Raw genomic sequence first — 17,570 nt, 5'->3', positions numbered from 1 at the left:
CAATCAGCGCATAACAACATAAGGAACCGGACCATGAAGTCGAAAAGCGCGACGTTAGAGGATGTGGCACGCCATGCGGGCGTCTCCTATCAGACCGTGTCCAGGGTACTGAATAAATCTGCCAATGTATCCGAAGCCACACGCCACAAGGTGGAGAAATCCATAGAGTTATTGCGGTATGTTCCAAACCGGCTGGCTCAGCAACTGGTCGGAAAGCAGAGCCATACCGTGGGGCTGGTGACAATTTCGCTCGCCCTGCACGCCCCCTCTCAGGTTGCCGCGGCGGTAAAACGCTACGCGAATCTGGAAGGATATCAGGTGCTAATCTCAATGATTGATGAGAACGTCAATCATAGTATTCAGGATTCCATCAACGAACTGAAATCACAACTGGTCAGCAAAGTGATCATTAACGTGCCGCTGGAGGCCGAACTGGCGCAGAAAATCGCTACAGACAACGATGATATTGTCTGCCTGTTCTTAGATGTAGACCCATATAGTGCTGTGTTTAACGTTTCGTTTAACCCGGCGGACGGCACCCGCGCCAGCGTCAATTATCTTTACAAATTGGGACACCGGGATATTGCTCTGCTGGCGGGCCCTGAGTCTTCCGTGTCGGCACAGCTGAGGCTTAAAAGCTGGATCGAAACCTTGAAGGGATATGGACTGGAACCAGCTTCAGTCATTCGCGGTAACTGGGATGCGCAAAGCGGGTACGCCGGTGCTCTGCAGATGTTGCGTGAAACAGCTCAATTTTCTGCCGTGCTGGTAGCTAATGACCAGATGGCACTTGGCGTACTGAGCGCGTTCCATCAGCATCAAATTTCTATCCCCGGCGAGAAGTCGGTAATTGGCTATGATGACACTTATGAAAGCTCGTTTTTCTACCCGGCGCTAACCACGGTGTCGCTCGATCTGGATCTGCAAGGCAAAGAGGCGGTGCGCCGTATTCTTAACAGCGGTGAAGACAATGCCCTACGCATGTCGTCGATTTTGCCCGCCCGATTGGTGATGCGTCAGTCCACCGGGCCCAAAGGGGAAAAGGGGAAAAACCTGCAGGTGTTAGCTCAGCAGCTTCGCGAGATCGCGCATAAGATAGGTGATATGTAACGTTCAGAGTACTGTATTGCACCCATTAAGTTGGATTCTCACACTTGGAGAGTCCTATGCTCAAGCGTAAACGTACCCTTGAAGAAGGGTATGAAACAGACGCGAATTACCGTTATTTGGTGCGTCCTGATAATGTGACTCATACAATTGATATTCACAAACCTGACCTGGAAATCGTTCTGCGAGATCCGGTTGAAGGAGGGACAACGGGGGGTTGCTGCCGTCCTTCCCTACGAATTCAGTAAGTAGTAATTTGGAGAAGGGCGAAACTCTGCCTTTTCAGGAGCTGAATTGGTGTGACATGCCTGAAGCTCTTTTATAAAGGGGTCGCCGGTAGCCCTTATTTCATTACAGTCATGACCGCTCGCATGAACAATCCGAAAGGAAAAGTTCCCCTCCGGGGAATGGGGCAGGTCGGCCGTGCTTCCGGTGCCTGCCACTTTCTTCATTTCAGGTCATGCAATCAAGTATCATATAAAATAATGCTAATGGATGCGTACAATAGCATTGAATTCCTAAGTATTATTCTGTCTGCTTGCGGGCTATCTTGCTACCGGCCTGATAGCCCTTCTTAAATAGTTCATTGTCATGCAGTGTGGAAGACAGACAGGAGTTTGCAGCAAGGCGGTACCGTGTTCCGGCATGCCGCCATGGGGAAGATCCTGTACCGGCTGGACGCAGGACTGGCCCGGGATGACCAGGAGCAGTTACAGAACATGATTAGCCTGGTGTATAACGCCGGAGTGACGGCCGTTAGCGAAAAACGGGCTGCTTAAATAAGGGAGGCGCCGGGTCTGCCGGTCGAAAAATGACACGGAAAAGAGGTGAGGATTTATACAGTTTTCAGGCTGTTATTCCTGGGCAGATAACAGGCACCGGGGTATAATGGCGATGGCGCTTGAGGCTTTTTGCCTCATGATGTTTTAGCAGTAAGGATGTTGTGTGGCAGAAAGAAGAAAGCCCCGTAGTAAAGTTAATTTTCATTAACCAAACCACGAGGCCCACTGTATGCCTAGACCACATCAGTATGGCCTCTTACCGTGCTCAATGCAAGGAGGAGTAAACCATGAAACTGCCGCGAAACGCCCTTATCTGGTGCGTATTAATCGTGTGTTTAACGCTCTTAATATTCACATGCCTTACACGGGATCGCTTATGCGAATTCCGGCTAAAGGACGGAAACAGGGAGGTCGCTGCAGTGCTGGCTTACGAATCCAACGGTAAGTAGCAACCTGGAGGCGGGGGAAACCCCGCCTTTTCAGGGATTCTGGTATTGTTTAGACAAGCCACAAGCGCCTTTATGAAGGGGTTGCCGGTTCGCCGGTAGCCCCTTTTTCCTTCCGGTGGCGACCGCTCGCATGAACAACCCGAAAGGAAAAGTTACCCTCCGGGGAACGGGGCAGGGCGGCAGCGCCTCCGGCGCTTGTCGCTCTCTTCCTTTTCGGTAGGACTAAAAAATAAAGTAAAGCTAATGGATGCGTACATTAGCATTAAAGAGGAAAGCGTTATTCTGTTTGCAGGCGGGCTTTTTTAATACCGGCCTGGTAGTCCTTCTTGACCTGTTCAATGTCATGCAGCATGGAAGACTGGCAGGAATGTGCTGCGAGGCGGTAACGGGTAACCACTTCATCAATAACTGAGGGCAAATTGTCACGACTGCGGTGCTGGCGACCTTTTTGTCCAAAGATATCCACGATCATATCCTGGCTGCCGGATCTGCCGAAAAGACGGTTGCACAGGCGTTTTACGATCAGGGGGGTGAAATCAAGTTCAGTTTCATCGGCTATCTCAAAGATGAAACACAGCATTCTGAAGGACTTGTAGCGCTTTACGGCAGCACTAAGGCGTGCAGCGCGTTGGGGGTACTCCCATTTTTCATTGCTGTAATTGAGAAGCTCAGCCTGGTAATCAGAGGCCAGATCTTCTCTGGTATACGTGTATTTACGGGAAAAAATGGATCGGGCGCGTTCGGTCGTGGATGCATCTCTCATCAGTTAGTCCCTTAATAAATGCTAATGGATGCATACGTTAGCATTAACATTTGCTTTATTCAAAATACAAAGCGCCGTGTTGTTGTGCGGATCACAGCGACGCGCTGCAGCTGCTCATGGAGGGATGTAACCGAACAGGCAGGACACATGGCCCCCTTCGGCTCCTGACCCGCTGCGCGGTCCAGTCGTCGAGCCCCACTCCGCCAGGGCCGCTGCTGCGCACCGGCCGGTCTCCGCCGAATCCCTTCGGGGTTCGTGCTTCGCTAGGGTCTGATGGCGAAGGTCAACCCCCCGGCTCACAGCGACCGTGCCGGTCGCGTCGCCTCCACCGCGCCGGCTGATGCCGTCGCTTTAATGCCGCCACGCCGTTCCGACGTGTCGGGTGCGTGCATCCTGTTCCCCCGGTGAGGCCATCACCCTGTGCGTCCTCCCGCGCAGGGCTGGTCGTAGCACCGTCGGGTCGTCATCCAAGGGGTGAAATGCACGCCGTCAGAAACTTTTTGCAGGCGGTGAAAAACCTGACTACCGGGGCCAGGTGTTTCTCATCGATGAGTCCTCGATGGTGGGTAACCAGGACACGGCCGCCCTGTTTCAGGCCATTGCTGCCGGGGAGGGCCGCGCAGTCTCGATGGGGGATATTGACCAGTTTGAGTCAGTCGATTCCGGGGCACCGTTTAAGCTGATGCAGGAGCGCAGCCCGATGGATGTGGCCATCATGAAGCAAATCGTGCGTCAGAAGGATGTTCACCTGCGGGGGGCGGTGCATGACATTATCGATAACCGTATCGATGCGGCCCTGAATCGTATAGAAGCGCAGCCCGCTGACCGTGTGGCACGTGAGGCTGGCGTGCCGGTCCCGGCCAGTGCATTTCAGGAAACGGCCACGCCGGTGGGCGATATTGTGGCGGACTGGACAGGCCGGACCGTGGATGCGCGGGCGCGGACCCTTATCATCACGCAGCTGAACGCTGACCGCCGGGCGGTGAATGCCGGCATTCATGACACGCTGACCGCGCGGGGCGAGCTGGGGGGGCTGGCGGTCAGGGTGCCGGTGCTGGAGAAAATCACCTACACCCGCCATGAATTCAACCAGACGCAGGCCTGGCAGGCGGGAATGGTGGTGAAACGTGGCGACCGCTATCAGGATGTGCTGGCTGTAGATCGGCACGGCAGCACGGTCACCGTCCGTGATGAAGAGGGCAATATCGGGCTGTATTCACCGAAGGAGCTTATCACCGGCGATGTACAGTTGTTTCAGCGCGAGGAGAGGGAAGTCCGGGCCGGTGACCTGCTGAAATTTACGCTCACGGACCGCGAGCAGGGACAGACCGGTAACCAGCGTTATACCGTGGAGTCTGTCAGCGAATCAGGGGATATCCGCCTGACGTCAGAAAAAGGCCGCATCATCATTAACCCGAAGGCGGTCCGTGCTCAGCAGCATATCGACTATGGCTGGGCGGTGACGGGCTACGGCGCACAGGGGGCGAGCACGGATTACGTTATTTCACTGGAGGGTACGGACGCCGGGCGTAAGATGCTGGCCACTCGTCGGGCCTTCTATATTTCCGCATCGCGTGTGAAGGAGCATGTGCAGATTTATACCGACGGGAAAGCGGACTGGGTCCGGGCGGTGAAAACCCCGGAACGTGATATCAAAACGGCCCATGATGCGCTGGCCCCGGAGACGCAGCGTAAACAGGCGAAAGCCATCTGGTCAATGGGGCAGCCCGTCAGTAAGACCGCCATCGGGCGGGCCTGGCTGCGGCATCAGGGAATGCAGGAGACGTCGCTGACGGCGAAAATTATCCCGGCGACGCGACGCTTCCCGGAGCCCGCACTGGCCCTGCCTGTTTACGACAACAACGGTAAAGGTGCCGGTCTGGCACTGGTCTCACTGGTTGCCAGCCCGGAGGGGAGACTGACGCAGGGTGACACCCGGATGGTGATGAGTGAGCGGGGGCGCGGGGCGCTGCTGCAGCGAAGCCGGTCGGGTCACACCCGTGTGGTCGGTGAACTGGCCGCCGCGCTCGACGCTGTCCGTACTCATCCGCAGGACGGTGTGGTGTGGCAGACCGGGGATGAATCCGTGGCGGCTCAGTTGCTCAAAATCAGTGGTGGCGAGCGTCGGGAGGTCGAAGAAAGCAGAGTGCAAATCATCAGCCAGAGAGACAGCGAAATTGCCCTGCCCGGGACGGACAATTTACGGAATGAAGAGAGCCCCCCGGTGGACATCAGTACGGTAAAAGAACAGGAAGCAGAGCGTCGTCACGCAGAAGAAAATCTGGCCATCAGCGCAGCAAAAGCAGGCAGCGAAACAGCGGAACAGATACCTGGCAGGATTGTTTTCCCCGCCGAAGAGGAATTGAATGTCAGAGCCTCTTTTAACGATATGCAGGGGCAACAGGGTGAGCCTGAACCGGACCAGAATACACTCAGAAGGATTGCGGGCGGAGAGGGAAACTCTGACAGTGATTTCGCAAGAATACGACGTACCGATAAGGAGCACGATGCGGGACGCGTTGCTGAGGTTTCCGGTGTCTCCCGTCAGGTGACTGAACTTGCCCGTAATGAGCGGGATATAGCACGGCAGACAGACACGCAGGAACGTGGCCGGATGCCGGAATACGAAGAACAGACCCTCAGCCGTACCATCCAGAAAGAACGTTAATCCAGCCTCTACCACAATGAAATCAGGCATATGCAAATGAAAAGCACAAGCAGAACAGTTTTAGCCTCACTAATAGTTACAACATTCATCATTTCTGGTCCGACAGCACGCGCAGCAACCCCTCAGCCGGTGTTCACACCGGCGCAGGAGGCCAGAATTGGCGAAGTGGCCGCAGACTACCTCGTCGCCCATCCGGAGGTACTGGTTAACGTCAGCCAGAAACTGCAGGAACAGCAGCAGGAAAGGCAGATGCAGGCCATGACGGCGGCTGTCGCTGAGCATCAGGGGGCACTGCTGGATGATAAAGGCACCCCGTCGTATGGTCCCGCTGATGCGCAGGTGACGGTCGTCGAATTCTTCGATTACCAGTGTATCTACTGTGCCCGACTGGCTCCGGTGCTCCAGAAAGTCATGGCGGCCAACCCGGACGTGCGTTTTGTGTTCAAGGCACTCCCGATATTTGAGACGCGCTGGCCGGAATCCGGGCGTGCAGCGAAAACCGGGCTGCAGCTATGGTTGCAGAAAGGGGCTGAGGCCTGGCTTCACTATCACAACACACTGTATGCCACCGGCCATAACGAGGGCCGGCTGACGGATGACGATATCCGTGCGGCGGCAACCGCCGTGAATTTCGACGCCGGGCAGGCGGCTGATGTACAGGGCACGCTGGACGGAATTCAGACGCTGGCGCAGCAACTGGGCTTCAGCGGGACGCCTGCCCTGGTGGTACTTCCTTCTGCCGGGGCCCGTGCCGGCAGGGTGACCGTCATCCCCGGACTTACCCGCGCAGATACCCTGCAGAGGGCAATTAATACCGCCGCGGGTAATCCGAAACCGTAATCATCAGGCGCGGCCAGCCGGCCGCATGACACAGGCCAGGGACCGTGTCGCCCGGGGGCACAACGGTCCGGTCAGATAAGGAAAGAGCATGTCAGAAGACAACCGAGACAGTCAGAAAGAAAACGAAGAAGCCTGCGCAATTTTAAAAAGAGCGCTAAGAAACCTGGTGGGGCAGGGCATTATCCGTTCACGTGATGACCTTATCCGCATTCTTTCGGAGGAAAACTTTGAAATCACAGACGTTACAGCGCAAAGCATTACGCTGTGTGCGCCTGACGAACCTGAAAACCGGGTCACGCTGGACGGCTGGCTGTTCTCCGCCGGGTTCTCCCTGAGCGTCCCTGCTGACCACCCGGAGCTGCGGACCGTGCCCGGGAACACCACATCCGCCGGCGAAGGAGAGCACCCGTGAATACAACCATTCTGTGGTTTATCCTCCCGCTGATGGTCATGCTGGCGCTATTTTTCCGCGTGATAAAAGCGAACAGCCCTCAGTCTCCGTTCATCAGAACACTGAGGGAGGCGGGCATCCGGCCGGGAGAAACAGAGCATCTCATCGCCGGCGGCGTATTCCTGGCGCGTCAGGCACACCTGATGACGGACCGGGAAGTGAATTTTATGCAGGGACTGTTCCGCACCGTGGACATGAATCGCTGGTATCTGTGTCCGCAGGTGCGGGTGGCCGATATTGTGCAGATAGCCCCCCGCGTCAGGGCGCGCAGCCGGGCGTGGTGGAAACTGTTCAGCCTGGTGTCCAGGTGGCACTGTGATGTGGTCATCGTGGACCGGCTGTCATTCCGGATTGTGGCCGCGCTGGAGCTGGATGATGCCTCGCACCTGAAAAAAAGCCGTCGCCGGCGCGATATCCTGCTGAATGAGGTCATGCGCCAGGCCGGTATTCCGCTGCTGAGAAACCGTGACAGTCAGGCGCTGCAGACAATGACCGCTGAATTTCTTGCCTTACAGAGTACCGGCGGCTGCCCGCGCAGCTGAGTCAGTGACCGCCCCGGTCACGTACCGGTAATGGGACTGACAGCCTTTTCCCGCCAGAAATTGCTGTCAGGTGGCCCCGGTGCGTTCCTGCCCGGGCCGGCCTTTGCGCCCTGGCGCTTCCTCAGTCAGACCAGAGGTCTGACCCTGCGGCGAGCGCTGCGATGTTTTTTCTTTCCCGTCTGTCCCTTTTCTTTGCTGTCGATCCTGCGGTATCCCACCATGATCCGGGATCATTTCGTATGGCAAATTCAGGTGTGAGAAGGTAGAATGTCAGCATCTTCAGGTGTCTTGTGGTGGGGCATTCTGTTGATTCAGTTTAGTTTTGTGACCTGACCCCAATTTATGTGGGCGGCTTTGTGGTGAGGCTGGCAGGTGGCAGAACGTTTTTCGGAAGAAATGCGGACTTCCGGAAGCAGGAACATGGACGGGAGCGTGTCCGGAAAGACGCTCAGGAGCAGGTGACGGGAGTTCCCGGAGCCTGAATGCACAAACCCCCCGATATCTGTCACGAACTTGGCGGAACGTCAGATATCAGGGGGTCCAAAAGCAGGCGCGTTGCCTGTGAAGGATTATAACGCATGCACCATAGAAAACAACACCCGGCCGCCATAAGAACAGGCCGGCGTGAATGAAATACTGATCCCCCGCGCCGACAGGCGTGCCCGTGGCCTTCATTCCACGGCCTGTAAATGCCCGGCCCCGGTCTATATCCGGCCGTCGCACTACAAACCCTTAAGCCGGGAGCACGGTCGTGCCCTGCGTAACCTGATGAGCCGGGATAAAACCACCGGTCAGTGGGTGGTGCGCCGCCGGGTTTCTGCCGATCCCGTCTTTGTGTTCCTGCGTAATACTGCCGGCCGCCGGCGGGCATTCCGTCCGGAGCGCCGGCAGCTGCTGGATGCGCTGTTCATCCTGTTCATCAACAAAGTCGATCTGGCCACCAGTGTGGTGACCATCAATGTCTCTGCCCTGGCGGCCGCGCTCAGCCCGCGTGATGCGGATGACCACATCATTGAGGAGCAGGCTGTGACAACGTCACGCGTTTCGCGCCTGATCCACGAGCTGGAGCGCTTTGGGGTGGTCGAATGCCCGCCGGCGGAATGGGACTGCGTGAACGGCTGCCGCTTTCCGAAACACGTCATTATCACTGACGCAGGCTGGCAGCTGACCGGGGTGAACATGGACAGGCTGCGCGCGGAGCAGGAGATGCGTCTTCAGGCCATCGACGATGGCCAGCTGAAGCCCGGCGAAACCCTGTCCCTGAAAGCCGCCCGCCGCCGCTGGTACGAACGCTGCCGGCATCAGACCCTTCTCAGCCGCCGGACCCGGGCCATCGAAGGGAAAATGCGCCAGAAACTGTCTGACCTGCCTTTTGATGAACGCAAGCGCCAGGTGTCAGAGCAGCTCTGGCGCAGTCTGAAGGGCCGGACGCAGCACCTGACGCCCCGCCAGTTTGAGAAAATGGTCTGGTCACAGCTGTACCAGCTGGAGCTGGTCGACCTGGCCATCCCGGGCGCGTCCCCGCCGCACTGACCCCTTTTCTGGTTTATCCGCCTGACGGCGGAGGCCTTCTCACGTCCCGACATTATCCCTGCCTGTTTTCTGCACACCAGCCCCGTGAATGTATCCCTTTTCCTGCAACAGCCTGCGTGATTTCCCGTAGGGGATGCCATACCGGCTCGTTTATCCACATATATCCGCAAACAGGGAAAAAGGATTACCTGCAACTGATATTCAGATACCTGCAAAATATTCAGGGTTTCACCCTTTACTTATATTCACAAAAGATACCTCCTGTTCACTGCATAACTTCTGTGGATAACGGGGAAAACCGGTAATGCCTTCGCCTGCAGCGGCCCCCGGCCGCGCGCTCAGAAAAAAGGACAAAAGTACCTCCCGTCGCCAGCGCCGGGCCCCGGTGTCGCAGAAACCCACCCCAGAGCACACCCCTTACCCCTGCTAAACCGACGCCGCCCCGGCCCGAAGGGCCGAAACACCCTCGCTTTAGAAGGGATGTTGTAACTAGAATTCAGTGTCGCTGTAGGTGGTTCTGCGGGAAGTTTTCAGTACACGCCCGTAAGCGGCCCTCACGGCCCGCTAACGCGGAGATACGCCCCGACTGCGGCTATGCCTTGTCGTGACCACTCCGACGGCGCACACCGGCAACCGAAGTGGCTTTTAGTGGATTTGGCCTGGCAGGGAATGGGGTGGGCAAGGCAGAAACTATCAGTCCGTAACGGCTGCGCCGGTCACGACGCCTCCCATCGACGGCGTTCAGCGTGACTTCTGCTGGCGTCTCCATGCCGCTGCGCGGCATAATGAGCATGTGCCGTAATGTTGAACAGATTCGCAGTGGAGAAAACAGGATGGACTATTCAGAAGCGTTCCGGCGCCAGCATGAAGAAATGTGCCAGGTCGTGGGCAGCATCGTTTTTTCACTTGTGGAGGCAGGACACAACGCTACAAGCGAAAACATTGTGATGGTACTGCGTTGTGAACTGGCCGAAACCGGGAAATGGGCGCCGGACCAGGTGCTTTATCTGCAGCTGGCCATTGATTTGCTGGAGCAGGGACCCCGCATTCCGGGAACTCGCTGACGCCCCGTAAACGGGGGCTCTCTCACCAGAGCTGCATCAGGATGAGCAGGACCAGCAGATGGCCGGCATAGGCGATGTGGAAAAAATGTCGTGGCATGAAGCGCGGGCAGCCCTCCGGGCACAGCTGAATGCTCAGGGAAATGGCCATCAGGGGGAAAACCAGTGTGGGGAGGGTGGCGAACAGCAGCGAGTCTGCCGGCAGACTCAGCAGGTGCGATACCCCGTTCAGACAGCACAGTGACAGCCCTGACACGATAACCCCCGTACGCTGCACGGCGGACGACTGCCCGCCCGTGGCGATGACCATGCCGGTGGCCAGAGCCATACCCGCCAGCCCGTAGCTGGCCGGACTCAGCGGCCAGGCCAGGACGACCAACAGCAGTACGCCAGCCATCAGCCCTTTTTTTCCGAACCGGTACTGAAGGGCAAGCAGTTGCGTGACACCTGCGAACACGAAAAGGATGTTCAGTGCCCACCACGGCTGGTGATGCGCAAAAGCCAGGCTGAATACAGGCTGGGTGATGACGGCCCATATCCACAGACGGTTTGCCCTCACCTGGAGCCGTTCCGGTGTGCGCTGCGCGTTCATCGCCCAGATAAGCGTGAACAGGGGGAAGGCCATCCGGCCAGCCGCATACAACAGCAGGTTGCTGGGCGTCAGGAACAGGGTGTTGATGTGGTCGGCCAGCATGGCGATCAGTGCCAGCACTTTGACCATATCCAGGGCAGCAGGACTGATCTGCCCTTGTGTCTGAAGGGGTCGAAGAAGGCCGGGAACAGCGTGATTCATTCGGTGTATTCTCCTGACGGCACGCCATCAGCAGCCAGCCCTGAACATGATGCCAGAATGCCCTGCCTGTTTGTGACGTCACGCGAACCTTTAATTTTTCCAGAATTTTGCGTGCCGCAAACTCTGATTTATCCCGCAGCACACGCATGGCGCCTGCCACATCCTTATTCTGAACACAAAGACTTAAAATATGAAAATCGTTCATAACCCTTCCCTCCTGACCCTTTAATTATCGGCACGGGAAGGAATACATTTAGAGTAAACTTAATTTATTCAGTATGTTACAAGTAATACCAGTGATCGGTTACCGTATCAATATTATGCCCCTGGCAACTCCCCGCCACCGTTCCTGAGAGCATATTCTTCTTCACTCAACAGCGGCCAGCGGATAGGGGGCAGTTTGGGTTCGAACCAAAATCGTGTCTGGTACAGCTATTAATAGGCTCATTACCCGACACAATGGATATCCACTATACCGGGTAACTCACAGTTTTGGATTGCGCTTAAGGATGTTCAGAACGTAATCACCGTTCTCTTTCTCGACAGAGTATTCGAGAAATCCAATGTCCTTCAGCTGCTGGAGCGCTTTTTTGACAGTGGCATTCTGATTGCCAAGGTGTGAAGTTAACTGGAGGCGTTCGCGCAGACGATCGAAACCTATCCGATAAAATGTCGCCGGCAGTTCTGCAAGATACAGATACAGCGCTTGGGCAGACTCTTTACGCGATAGCTTTTGCAGTGACTTAAGATACAGCCTGGTTTTGCCGTCTACCCGGTACAGTGTATTCAACTTAGCGTTCGGTTTGATGATAATAGTGCCGGTCGAGCTGTCGTAATACGTTGATTCTACGAGGTGCATGTTTATCGTAATGTGATCGTCTGTACCGGGTATTTGCTTTATGAAACTAATGTTTGTCCTTGCAATGCGCGTTAATGAAGCGTCAAAACGGTCTTTAAGTTGCCGGTCAATACGCTTGCTCTCGATGCCGCAGAATTTTGCAAACTCGGGGAAATTCAGCTCGAGCTGGCCATCGTGGCTCAGTTTCTTGTTCGATAATGCATAGACAATGCCTACCCAGACCTTGAAATCGGTATCCATGTCCAGCCGCGGCCCGTAGATCTGAATCTGGTTATAGCCTTCACCCTCTACAATGGATAATCTTGATAGCGATTCTGTGGCGTCGATGCTGTGGCTCGTTCTTCCACCCTTTTCAGTGGATTTTAACGTTGGGACAAACACGCCCAGACGCAAAAGAACCTTCGGTTGTATGGTCTGCCGTAGTGTAGGAAGAAGGTGAATAACTTCCCCTGAATCCTTACTGGTTTCTTCTATAACTAAAGCTATCTCATTGTTATTTATAGGCATATTAGTTATCTGACAGGTGTGGACAATACATGAATGCTACCCGGTACAATGGATTAGATCCACCCGGTATAGTGGATAATGTACCCGGTACAGTGTATCACTTACCCGGTATAATGGATCTTTAACCCTCTACAGTGTATCCAAATCGCCTGAGAGGCACGCCATTAAAGGCCTGTAGCGATCGTTATTCCTTATTGATCTGCTTGTGATCCTTATTTGATCTTTATTATTAATCTATCCAGTGGATAACGAACAACTGGTGGTGTTGCTGGCCGGAAAAGCAGAACCGGCAGTGGGGTTTGATGGCCAACCGTCCGAAGACGTACGGTAAGCTAAAAATTAACGTCTGAAAAATCGATTAGTAGACAACACTGTCCGTTAAATGCCATTTTTCGATTAAAAAGACACCATTTTCAGGGCATTTTTCTATGTCCATTATGTTTTTATATATCAGATAGTTACTTCACAAACGTACGTTTCCGTTCCATTGGCCTTCAGACCCCGTGAACGTAACAAATGGAATATCATTCATGTCATATCCTTCCGGAGTATTGAATTACGTTATTAATCTATGGTATTAGCCGTCTCAGTCTCTACATTCTGAGTATTGCAGACCCTAATGACAGTCATTTTTGAAACGCCAGCCAGGCGAGCTGTTTCGCGCAGTGATTTACCGTTGACTAGGCGCAGAGTGCGTATCAGTTCATGTTTTTGCGCATCTGCTACCCTGCCCCGGTATTTTCCTTCATCTTTAGCCTTACTGATTCCCTCTGCTTGGCGACGTCGACGGTCTTCGTAGTCTTTTCTGGCAATAGCGGCGAGCATATCCAGCATCATACTATTTACGGCCTTCAGCATGCTTCGGGTAAAGTCATCACTTACTGTACTGGATAGCGCCAGATGGCTGGTCGGTAGATCAAGACTGACGATGGCCAACTGCTTGTCGGTGATTTGCTTTCTGAGTGTTTCCCAGCCTGCATCATCCAGGCGGGTAAGCCTGTCGACCTGTTCAATGAGAATGACATCGCCAGGTTCCGCATCCCCAAGAAGCCTGATCAGTTCAGGGCGGTTCATTGTTGTACCGGAGACATTATCGATATACCAGCCAGCGATACGGTGACCATGTTGGTTTGCAAAAGCCTTCAGTGCATTTTTTGCCCGGCTGGCATTCTGCTCTGATGTGGATGCCCGGAGGTAACCAAAAACGAACATTTTTCGCCCTTCTGGTAAAATTTAAGTGGTAATGTTTATGATGGTATCATTTATGTGGTCACAATAATATCAGTCGGTATCTTTTTAGATGGTACATATAAAGCATACCTCAATGTGACAGGCTGACGCGCCCGTCGGGCTTGCCCAACCCTTCGCCTGCTCAGATGCAAGCTCTGAACAGACTCATGGTTTGCATTCTGGGTCAACAAAATTAAATACGATCACCAGAAATATTTTCTGGACACTTTTTCCGATAGTACCGAAATGACCTGGATGGATGGCATTTTTTGTACATTCTTGGTGCATTATTGAAGGTTATAGAGCGAGGCATTAATTGGGGTCAGTTTGGATATAGAGAATTATTGTACGGTAAGCCTGTTTTTTGAACAGGCTTACCTATAGCAGTTGGGTGTACTCCCGCGCTATACGGGGATTTTAAGGGGATATGCCCTAATCTGATAACCTAAATGCGATACGCCATAAGCGACAACTTAAAAGCGATAAGAGCTGGCGCTAAATCAAACCCTTGCGTAGCTCAATTGGTTAAATAATGCGCTTAACGTACAAAAATTTCCGTTCTCCAAACTGACCCCAGATGGAACAGCACCGCGATCTCCCATAGGCGAGCGTCGCCAGCCCTCTGGGCCCGAAGGTGGCGATGCCATTTCGAGCTGGGCCGCAAGAAGCTGGTCATCGCGGCATCGTTCAAACCGGTACGAAGGGCCGTCACCGCTTCCAGAAGCGGCAGTGCAACGGGCGCAGCTCGCAGATCGAGCAGGCGCAACATGCGTGGAGCGTATCGGCGGAAGCGGTGATAACCGTCGAGCACATGATTGAGCGGATCGTCGGCCATGGTGGCGGTCAGCCTGGTTGCCATTGCAACAAGGGTTTTTAAGCCGTCCCACCCTGACCCACTCGCGATGACATCGCCCAGCGGCTGGCCATCATCCTGTGCATCGACCAGGGCGCCCCCGATCTCGGCGAAGGATTTCAGGGTGTCACGCACCACCCCCGCTTCGTCTGCGACCTTTGCATGGCAAATACGCTCCGAAGCACGGTAGAGACGGCCGACGATCCGGTCGTGGGTTTCGACCACTGCGTCGGCCAACATCGCCTGCCATTCCGAGACGCAAACAGCCAAGATCGCAAGCCGCCTGTCCTCCGGGAGATCGCGCATGCCGTCGGCATAATACCGTTCACCCTGCCTGCGCAGACGAGTCACCCGATGGGCAGGAACGCCGGCAAGCAGATCCTCGGGGAGATCGATGCGTTGCAGATATTCGAGCCGGTCGAGCAGCCGGTTGGCCGACGAAGAGTTCGAGCCAGGCTCGAACTGGCGCAGCCACACAAAACGGGTCACCCGATCATCAGCCGTCTCCTCGAGCAATGCCAGCAACTGTTCTCGGATCGACATAGGCAGCCGACTGGCGATCCTCGTCTCGATGCGTCGCTCGGCATCGACGAGAGCCGCGGCACAAAGCCGCTCGATCGTGGATGTCGCGGGAAGGACAGTGCGGGTGCGTCGGCACTCGGCTACGAAGCGACGGGCGATATCCTCGTTCGACACCGCCATCTCGGCTTCTCGGAACAACCATTCCTTCAGCTCGCTCGCACCACGTCCGGAGAAGGTGCGGAAGCCGTAGAGCCCCCGTAACTCGGCAAGATGCTCGTGCCGTGTTTCCTCGCGGGCAGCATAGTCTACGAGATCGTCGGCACCCAGGCCAAGCTGCGCTCCGATAAATTCGATGACCTCTGCAGGGATCAGTTCGCCTGGAGCCAGCACCCGGCCGGGATAGCGCAGGACACACAATTGCAGGGCGAAGCCGAACCTGTTGTGAGCGCGCCGACGCAGCCTGATATGCCCAAGGTCTTCATCACTCAGCGTATAGTGCTTGAGCAAATCCGTCTGTGAAGTCGGCAAGCGCAACAGCGCGTCTTTCTGCCGATCGGTTAGAGTGACGCGACGCGGCATACATGTTCCTTTTTCAAAATCTGATAGCGTTCAAGACGCTTTGTTTATGAAGCTGGTTGAGATACATTTCCAGAGGTCAATGCAATCGTGGCCGAAGCGCCGCCTCAAACCAACGTTTGTGATACATGCTGATCGGATATGCCCGCGTCTCCAAAGCCGATGGCTCGCAGTCTCTCGACCTGCAGCACGACGCCTTGCGCGCCGCAGGTGTCGAACGGGACAATATCTATGATGATCTTGCTTCCGGCGGTCGTGATGATCGCCCTGGCTTGACTGCCTGCCTCAAGTCATTGCGTGACGGCGATGTGCTGGTGGTCTGGAAGCTCGATCGCCTCGGACGATCGCTTGCCCATCTGGTCAACACGGTGAAGGAGCTGTCAGACCGCAAGATCGGCCTGCGGGTTCTGACTGGAAAGGGCGCTCAGATCGACACCACGACTGCGTCCGGTCGCATGGTGTTCGGAATCTTCGCCACCTTGGCCGAGTTCGAGCGGGATCTGATCCGAGAGCGCACCATGGCGGGTCTCGCCTCCGCGAGAGCGCGCGGTCGCAAGGGCGGACGAAAATTCGCGCTCACCAAAGCTCAGGTGCGTCTCGCGCAAGCCGCCATGGCCCAGCGCGATACTTCAGTTTCCGATCTCTGCAAGGAACTCGGCATCGAGCGCGTCACTCTCTACCGATATGTCGGTCCCAAAGGCGAGCTCAGAGACCATGGAAAGCATGTTCTCGGACTTACGTAGCAACTCGTTTCTTTTCGCAGGTTGAGCCACCTCCGCGCTTCATCTGGTCTTGCCTCGGTTTCGTTCCGGTCTTTTTGAGAGCATTATTTGTTATCAAGGAGACCATATATGTCATTAAAGCATAGTGATGAATTTAAGCGTGATGCAGTTCGCATAGCACTCACTAGTGGCTTAACACGCCGTCAAGTTGCGTCAGATTTAAGTATTGGGCTTTCCACGCTTGGGAAATGGATCGCATCAATTTCCGATGAAACTAAAATTCCTACCCAAGACACTGATCTTCTGCGTGAGAATGAACGTTTACGCAAAGAGAACCGTATCCTTCGGGAGGAGAGGGAGATATTAAAAAAGGCAGCAATATTTTTCGCAGTACAAAAGCTGTGAGATTTCAGTTTATTACGGATTACCGTGGCTCTCTCTCACGTTCACGCATATGTCGTTTGATGGGCGTAACAGATCGTGGTTTACGCGCATGGAAACGCCGTCCTCCATCACTGCGCCAGCGTCGTGATCTTATACTTCTAGCGCATATACGTGAGCAGCATCGGTTGTGTTTGGGGAGCTATGGTAGGCCGCGTATGACAGAAGAGTTGAAAGCGCTGGGCCTGCAGGTTGGGCAGCGTCGGGTTGGACGTTTGATGCGCCAGAATAACATTACAGTTGTTCGAACGCGTAAATTCAAACGGACAACGGATAGTCATCATACCTTCAACATTGCACCGAACCTATTAAAACAAGACTTTAGCGCAAGCGCACCCAACCAGAAATGGGCAGGCGATATCACTTATGTTTGGACCAGAGAAGGATGGGTCTATCTTGCTGTTATCCTTGACCTGTATTCCCGTCGCGTGATTGGCTGGGCAACAGGTGATCGATTAAAGCAGGATCTTGCATTAAGGGCACTGAATATGGCGTTGGCTTTACGCAAACCACCACCGGGTTGTATTCAACACACAGACCGTGGGAGCCAATATTGCGCTCATGAATATCAAAAGCTACTGCTCAAACATCAATTGCTGCCGTCCATGAGCGGGAAAGGCAATTGTTTTGATAACTCCGCAGTAGAAAGCTTCTTTAAATCATTAAAGGCTGAGTTGATTTGGCGCAGACACTGGCAAACAAGGCGAGATATTGAGATTGCAATCTTCGAATATATAAATGGCTTTTATAATCCACGCCGAAGACATTCAACACTCGGCTGGAAATCGCCGGTGGCATTTGAGAAAAAAGCCGCTTAAAATGAGAGATAGACCGGAACACAACCGGTGCAAGACCAATCAGAAAACTGAAG

Annotated in this window: 16 protein-coding genes and 3 pseudogenes; 14 read left to right on the top strand and 5 right to left on the bottom strand. The window is 54.6% G+C overall.

Going from position 1 to position 17,570, the window contains the following annotated elements:
- The first annotated feature begins 33 nt into the window (after positions 1-33).
- The 6 genes and pseudogenes from IB214_RS24480 to IB214_RS24455 all read left to right on the top strand — a co-directional run bounded on the left by IB214_RS24480 (position 34) and on the right by IB214_RS24455 (position 2,338).
- A complete protein-coding gene (locus tag IB214_RS24480) occupies positions 34-1,110 on the top strand; it encodes a LacI family DNA-binding transcriptional regulator (protein ID WP_096926336.1) in 1,077 nt (358 codons plus the stop codon).
- Positions 1,111-1,166: 56 nt separating this feature from the next.
- A pseudogene (locus IB214_RS24475) lies at positions 1,167-1,292 on the top strand (DUF5431 family protein); the annotation flags it as partial.
- Positions 1,258-1,359 carry a Hok/Gef family protein gene (locus IB214_RS24470; protein WP_223240416.1) on the top strand — a complete coding sequence of 34 codons (102 nt, stop codon included), beginning with the start codon at positions 1,258-1,260 and terminating at the stop codon, positions 1,357-1,359. The pseudogene IB214_RS24475 and the gene IB214_RS24470, both read left to right, overlap by 35 nt.
- A 383-nt stretch (positions 1,360-1,742) precedes the next feature.
- Positions 1,743-1,886, top strand: a complete 144-nt coding sequence (locus tag IB214_RS24465) for a hypothetical protein (protein WP_164496629.1) — start codon at positions 1,743-1,745, stop codon at positions 1,884-1,886.
- Positions 1,887-2,118: 232 nt separating this feature from the next.
- Positions 2,119-2,268: pseudogene (locus IB214_RS24460) on the top strand (DUF5431 family protein); the annotation flags it as partial.
- The gene (locus tag IB214_RS24455; protein WP_225988692.1) at positions 2,216-2,338 is read left to right on the top strand and encodes a Hok/Gef family protein; all 123 of its coding nucleotides are present in this window, start codon (positions 2,216-2,218) and stop codon (positions 2,336-2,338) included. The pseudogene IB214_RS24460 and the gene IB214_RS24455, both read left to right, overlap by 53 nt.
- A gap of 277 nt (positions 2,339-2,615) precedes the next feature.
- On the opposite strand, the gene IB214_RS24450 is transcribed toward IB214_RS24455, so the two are convergent.
- A complete protein-coding gene (locus IB214_RS24450; protein ID WP_104652332.1) occupies positions 2,616-3,101 on the bottom strand; it encodes a cytoplasmic protein in 486 nt (161 codons plus the stop codon).
- Between the two features lie 535 nt (positions 3,102-3,636).
- On the opposite strand from IB214_RS24450, the gene IB214_RS24445 reads away from it, so the two are divergent.
- The 6 genes from IB214_RS24445 to IB214_RS24420 all read left to right on the top strand — a co-directional run bounded on the left by IB214_RS24445 (position 3,637) and on the right by IB214_RS24420 (position 10,199).
- The gene (locus IB214_RS24445; protein WP_348939716.1) at positions 3,637-5,769 is read left to right on the top strand and encodes a conjugative transfer relaxase/helicase TraI domain-containing protein; all 2,133 of its coding nucleotides are present in this window, start codon (positions 3,637-3,639) and stop codon (positions 5,767-5,769) included.
- Between the two features lie 36 nt (positions 5,770-5,805).
- Positions 5,806-6,609, top strand: a complete 804-nt coding sequence (locus IB214_RS24440; protein WP_348939702.1) for a DsbA family protein — start codon at positions 5,806-5,808, stop codon at positions 6,607-6,609.
- A gap of 88 nt (positions 6,610-6,697) precedes the next feature.
- On the top strand, positions 6,698-7,021 hold the full coding sequence (locus tag IB214_RS24435) for a hypothetical protein (protein ID WP_137366872.1): 324 nt from the start codon (positions 6,698-6,700) through the stop codon (positions 7,019-7,021).
- 32 nt (positions 7,022-7,053) lie between these two features.
- Positions 7,054-7,602, top strand: a complete 549-nt coding sequence (locus IB214_RS24430) for a DUF2726 domain-containing protein (RefSeq protein WP_170975984.1) — start codon at positions 7,054-7,056, stop codon at positions 7,600-7,602.
- A gap of 624 nt (positions 7,603-8,226) precedes the next feature.
- Positions 8,227-9,135: a plasmid replication initiator RepA gene (gene repA / locus IB214_RS24425; RefSeq protein ID WP_117343936.1), complete on the top strand. Its 909-nt coding sequence runs from the start codon at positions 8,227-8,229 to the stop codon at positions 9,133-9,135.
- Positions 9,136-9,968: 833 nt separating this feature from the next.
- Entirely contained in the window at positions 9,969-10,199 is a 231-nt protein-coding gene (locus IB214_RS24420) for a DUF2767 family protein (RefSeq protein WP_117343940.1), read from the top strand.
- A 22-nt stretch (positions 10,200-10,221) separates the two neighbouring features.
- Here the strand turns inward: IB214_RS24420 and IB214_RS24415 are convergent, their stop codons facing one another.
- From IB214_RS24415 to IB214_RS24400, 4 genes and pseudogenes are all read right to left on the bottom strand, one after another.
- Positions 10,222-10,989: a TraX family protein gene (locus tag IB214_RS24415; RefSeq protein ID WP_117343935.1), complete on the bottom strand. Its 768-nt coding sequence runs from the start codon at positions 10,987-10,989 to the stop codon at positions 10,222-10,224.
- 484 nt (positions 10,990-11,473) lie between these two features.
- Positions 11,474-12,355 carry a RepB family plasmid replication initiator protein gene (locus IB214_RS24410; protein WP_117343934.1) on the bottom strand — a complete coding sequence of 294 codons (882 nt, stop codon included), beginning with the start codon at positions 12,353-12,355 and terminating at the stop codon, positions 11,474-11,476.
- 564 nt (positions 12,356-12,919) lie between these two features.
- A complete protein-coding gene (locus IB214_RS24405) occupies positions 12,920-13,567 on the bottom strand; it encodes a recombinase family protein (RefSeq protein WP_117343933.1) in 648 nt (215 codons plus the stop codon).
- A 592-nt stretch (positions 13,568-14,159) separates the two neighbouring features.
- A pseudogene (locus IB214_RS24400) lies at positions 14,160-15,539 on the bottom strand (DUF4158 domain-containing protein); the annotation flags it as partial.
- 125 nt (positions 15,540-15,664) lie between these two features.
- Here IB214_RS24400 and IB214_RS24395 point away from each other — a divergent pair.
- Both IB214_RS24395 and IB214_RS24390 read left to right on the top strand, forming a co-directional pair.
- The gene (locus IB214_RS24395; protein ID WP_000904906.1) at positions 15,665-16,279 is read left to right on the top strand and encodes a recombinase family protein; all 615 of its coding nucleotides are present in this window, start codon (positions 15,665-15,667) and stop codon (positions 16,277-16,279) included.
- 108 nt (positions 16,280-16,387) lie between these two features.
- A protein-coding gene (locus IB214_RS24390) for an IS3-like element IS1133 family transposase (protein WP_085959879.1) occupies positions 16,388-17,517 on the top strand; the annotation gives its coding sequence in 2 pieces (ribosomal slippage) (positions 16,388-16,634 and positions 16,634-17,517; 1,131 coding nt in all).
- Positions 17,518-17,570 lie beyond the last annotated feature (53 nt).

This window comes from Citrobacter sp. C1, assembly GCF_014596895.2.
Classification (GTDB): domain Bacteria; phylum Pseudomonadota; class Gammaproteobacteria; order Enterobacterales; family Enterobacteriaceae; genus Citrobacter; species Citrobacter gillenii.
This window is presented reverse-complemented; position numbering and strand designations above follow the sequence as displayed.

Coding starts and splice junctions, on each gene's coding strand:
- IB214_RS24480 (WP_096926336.1), top strand. CDS start 34: ATGAAGTCGAAAAGCGCGACGTTAGAGGATGTGGCACGCCATGCGGGC.
- IB214_RS24410 (WP_117343934.1), bottom strand. CDS start 12,355: ATGCCTATAAATAACAATGAGATAGCTTTAGTTATAGAAGAAACCAGT.
- IB214_RS24405 (WP_117343933.1), bottom strand. CDS start 13,567: ATGTTCGTTTTTGGTTACCTCCGGGCATCCACATCAGAGCAGAATGCC.
- IB214_RS24420 (WP_117343940.1), top strand. CDS start 9,969: ATGGACTATTCAGAAGCGTTCCGGCGCCAGCATGAAGAAATGTGCCAG.
- IB214_RS24415 (WP_117343935.1), bottom strand. CDS start 10,989: ATGAATCACGCTGTTCCCGGCCTTCTTCGACCCCTTCAGACACAAGGG.
- IB214_RS24440 (WP_348939702.1), top strand. CDS start 5,806: ATGAAAAGCACAAGCAGAACAGTTTTAGCCTCACTAATAGTTACAACA.
- IB214_RS24435 (WP_137366872.1), top strand. CDS start 6,698: ATGTCAGAAGACAACCGAGACAGTCAGAAAGAAAACGAAGAAGCCTGC.
- IB214_RS24450 (WP_104652332.1), bottom strand. CDS start 3,101: ATGAGAGATGCATCCACGACCGAACGCGCCCGATCCATTTTTTCCCGT.
- IB214_RS24430 (WP_170975984.1), top strand. CDS start 7,054: ATGGTCATGCTGGCGCTATTTTTCCGCGTGATAAAAGCGAACAGCCCT.
- IB214_RS24395 (WP_000904906.1), top strand. CDS start 15,665: ATGCTGATCGGATATGCCCGCGTCTCCAAAGCCGATGGCTCGCAGTCT.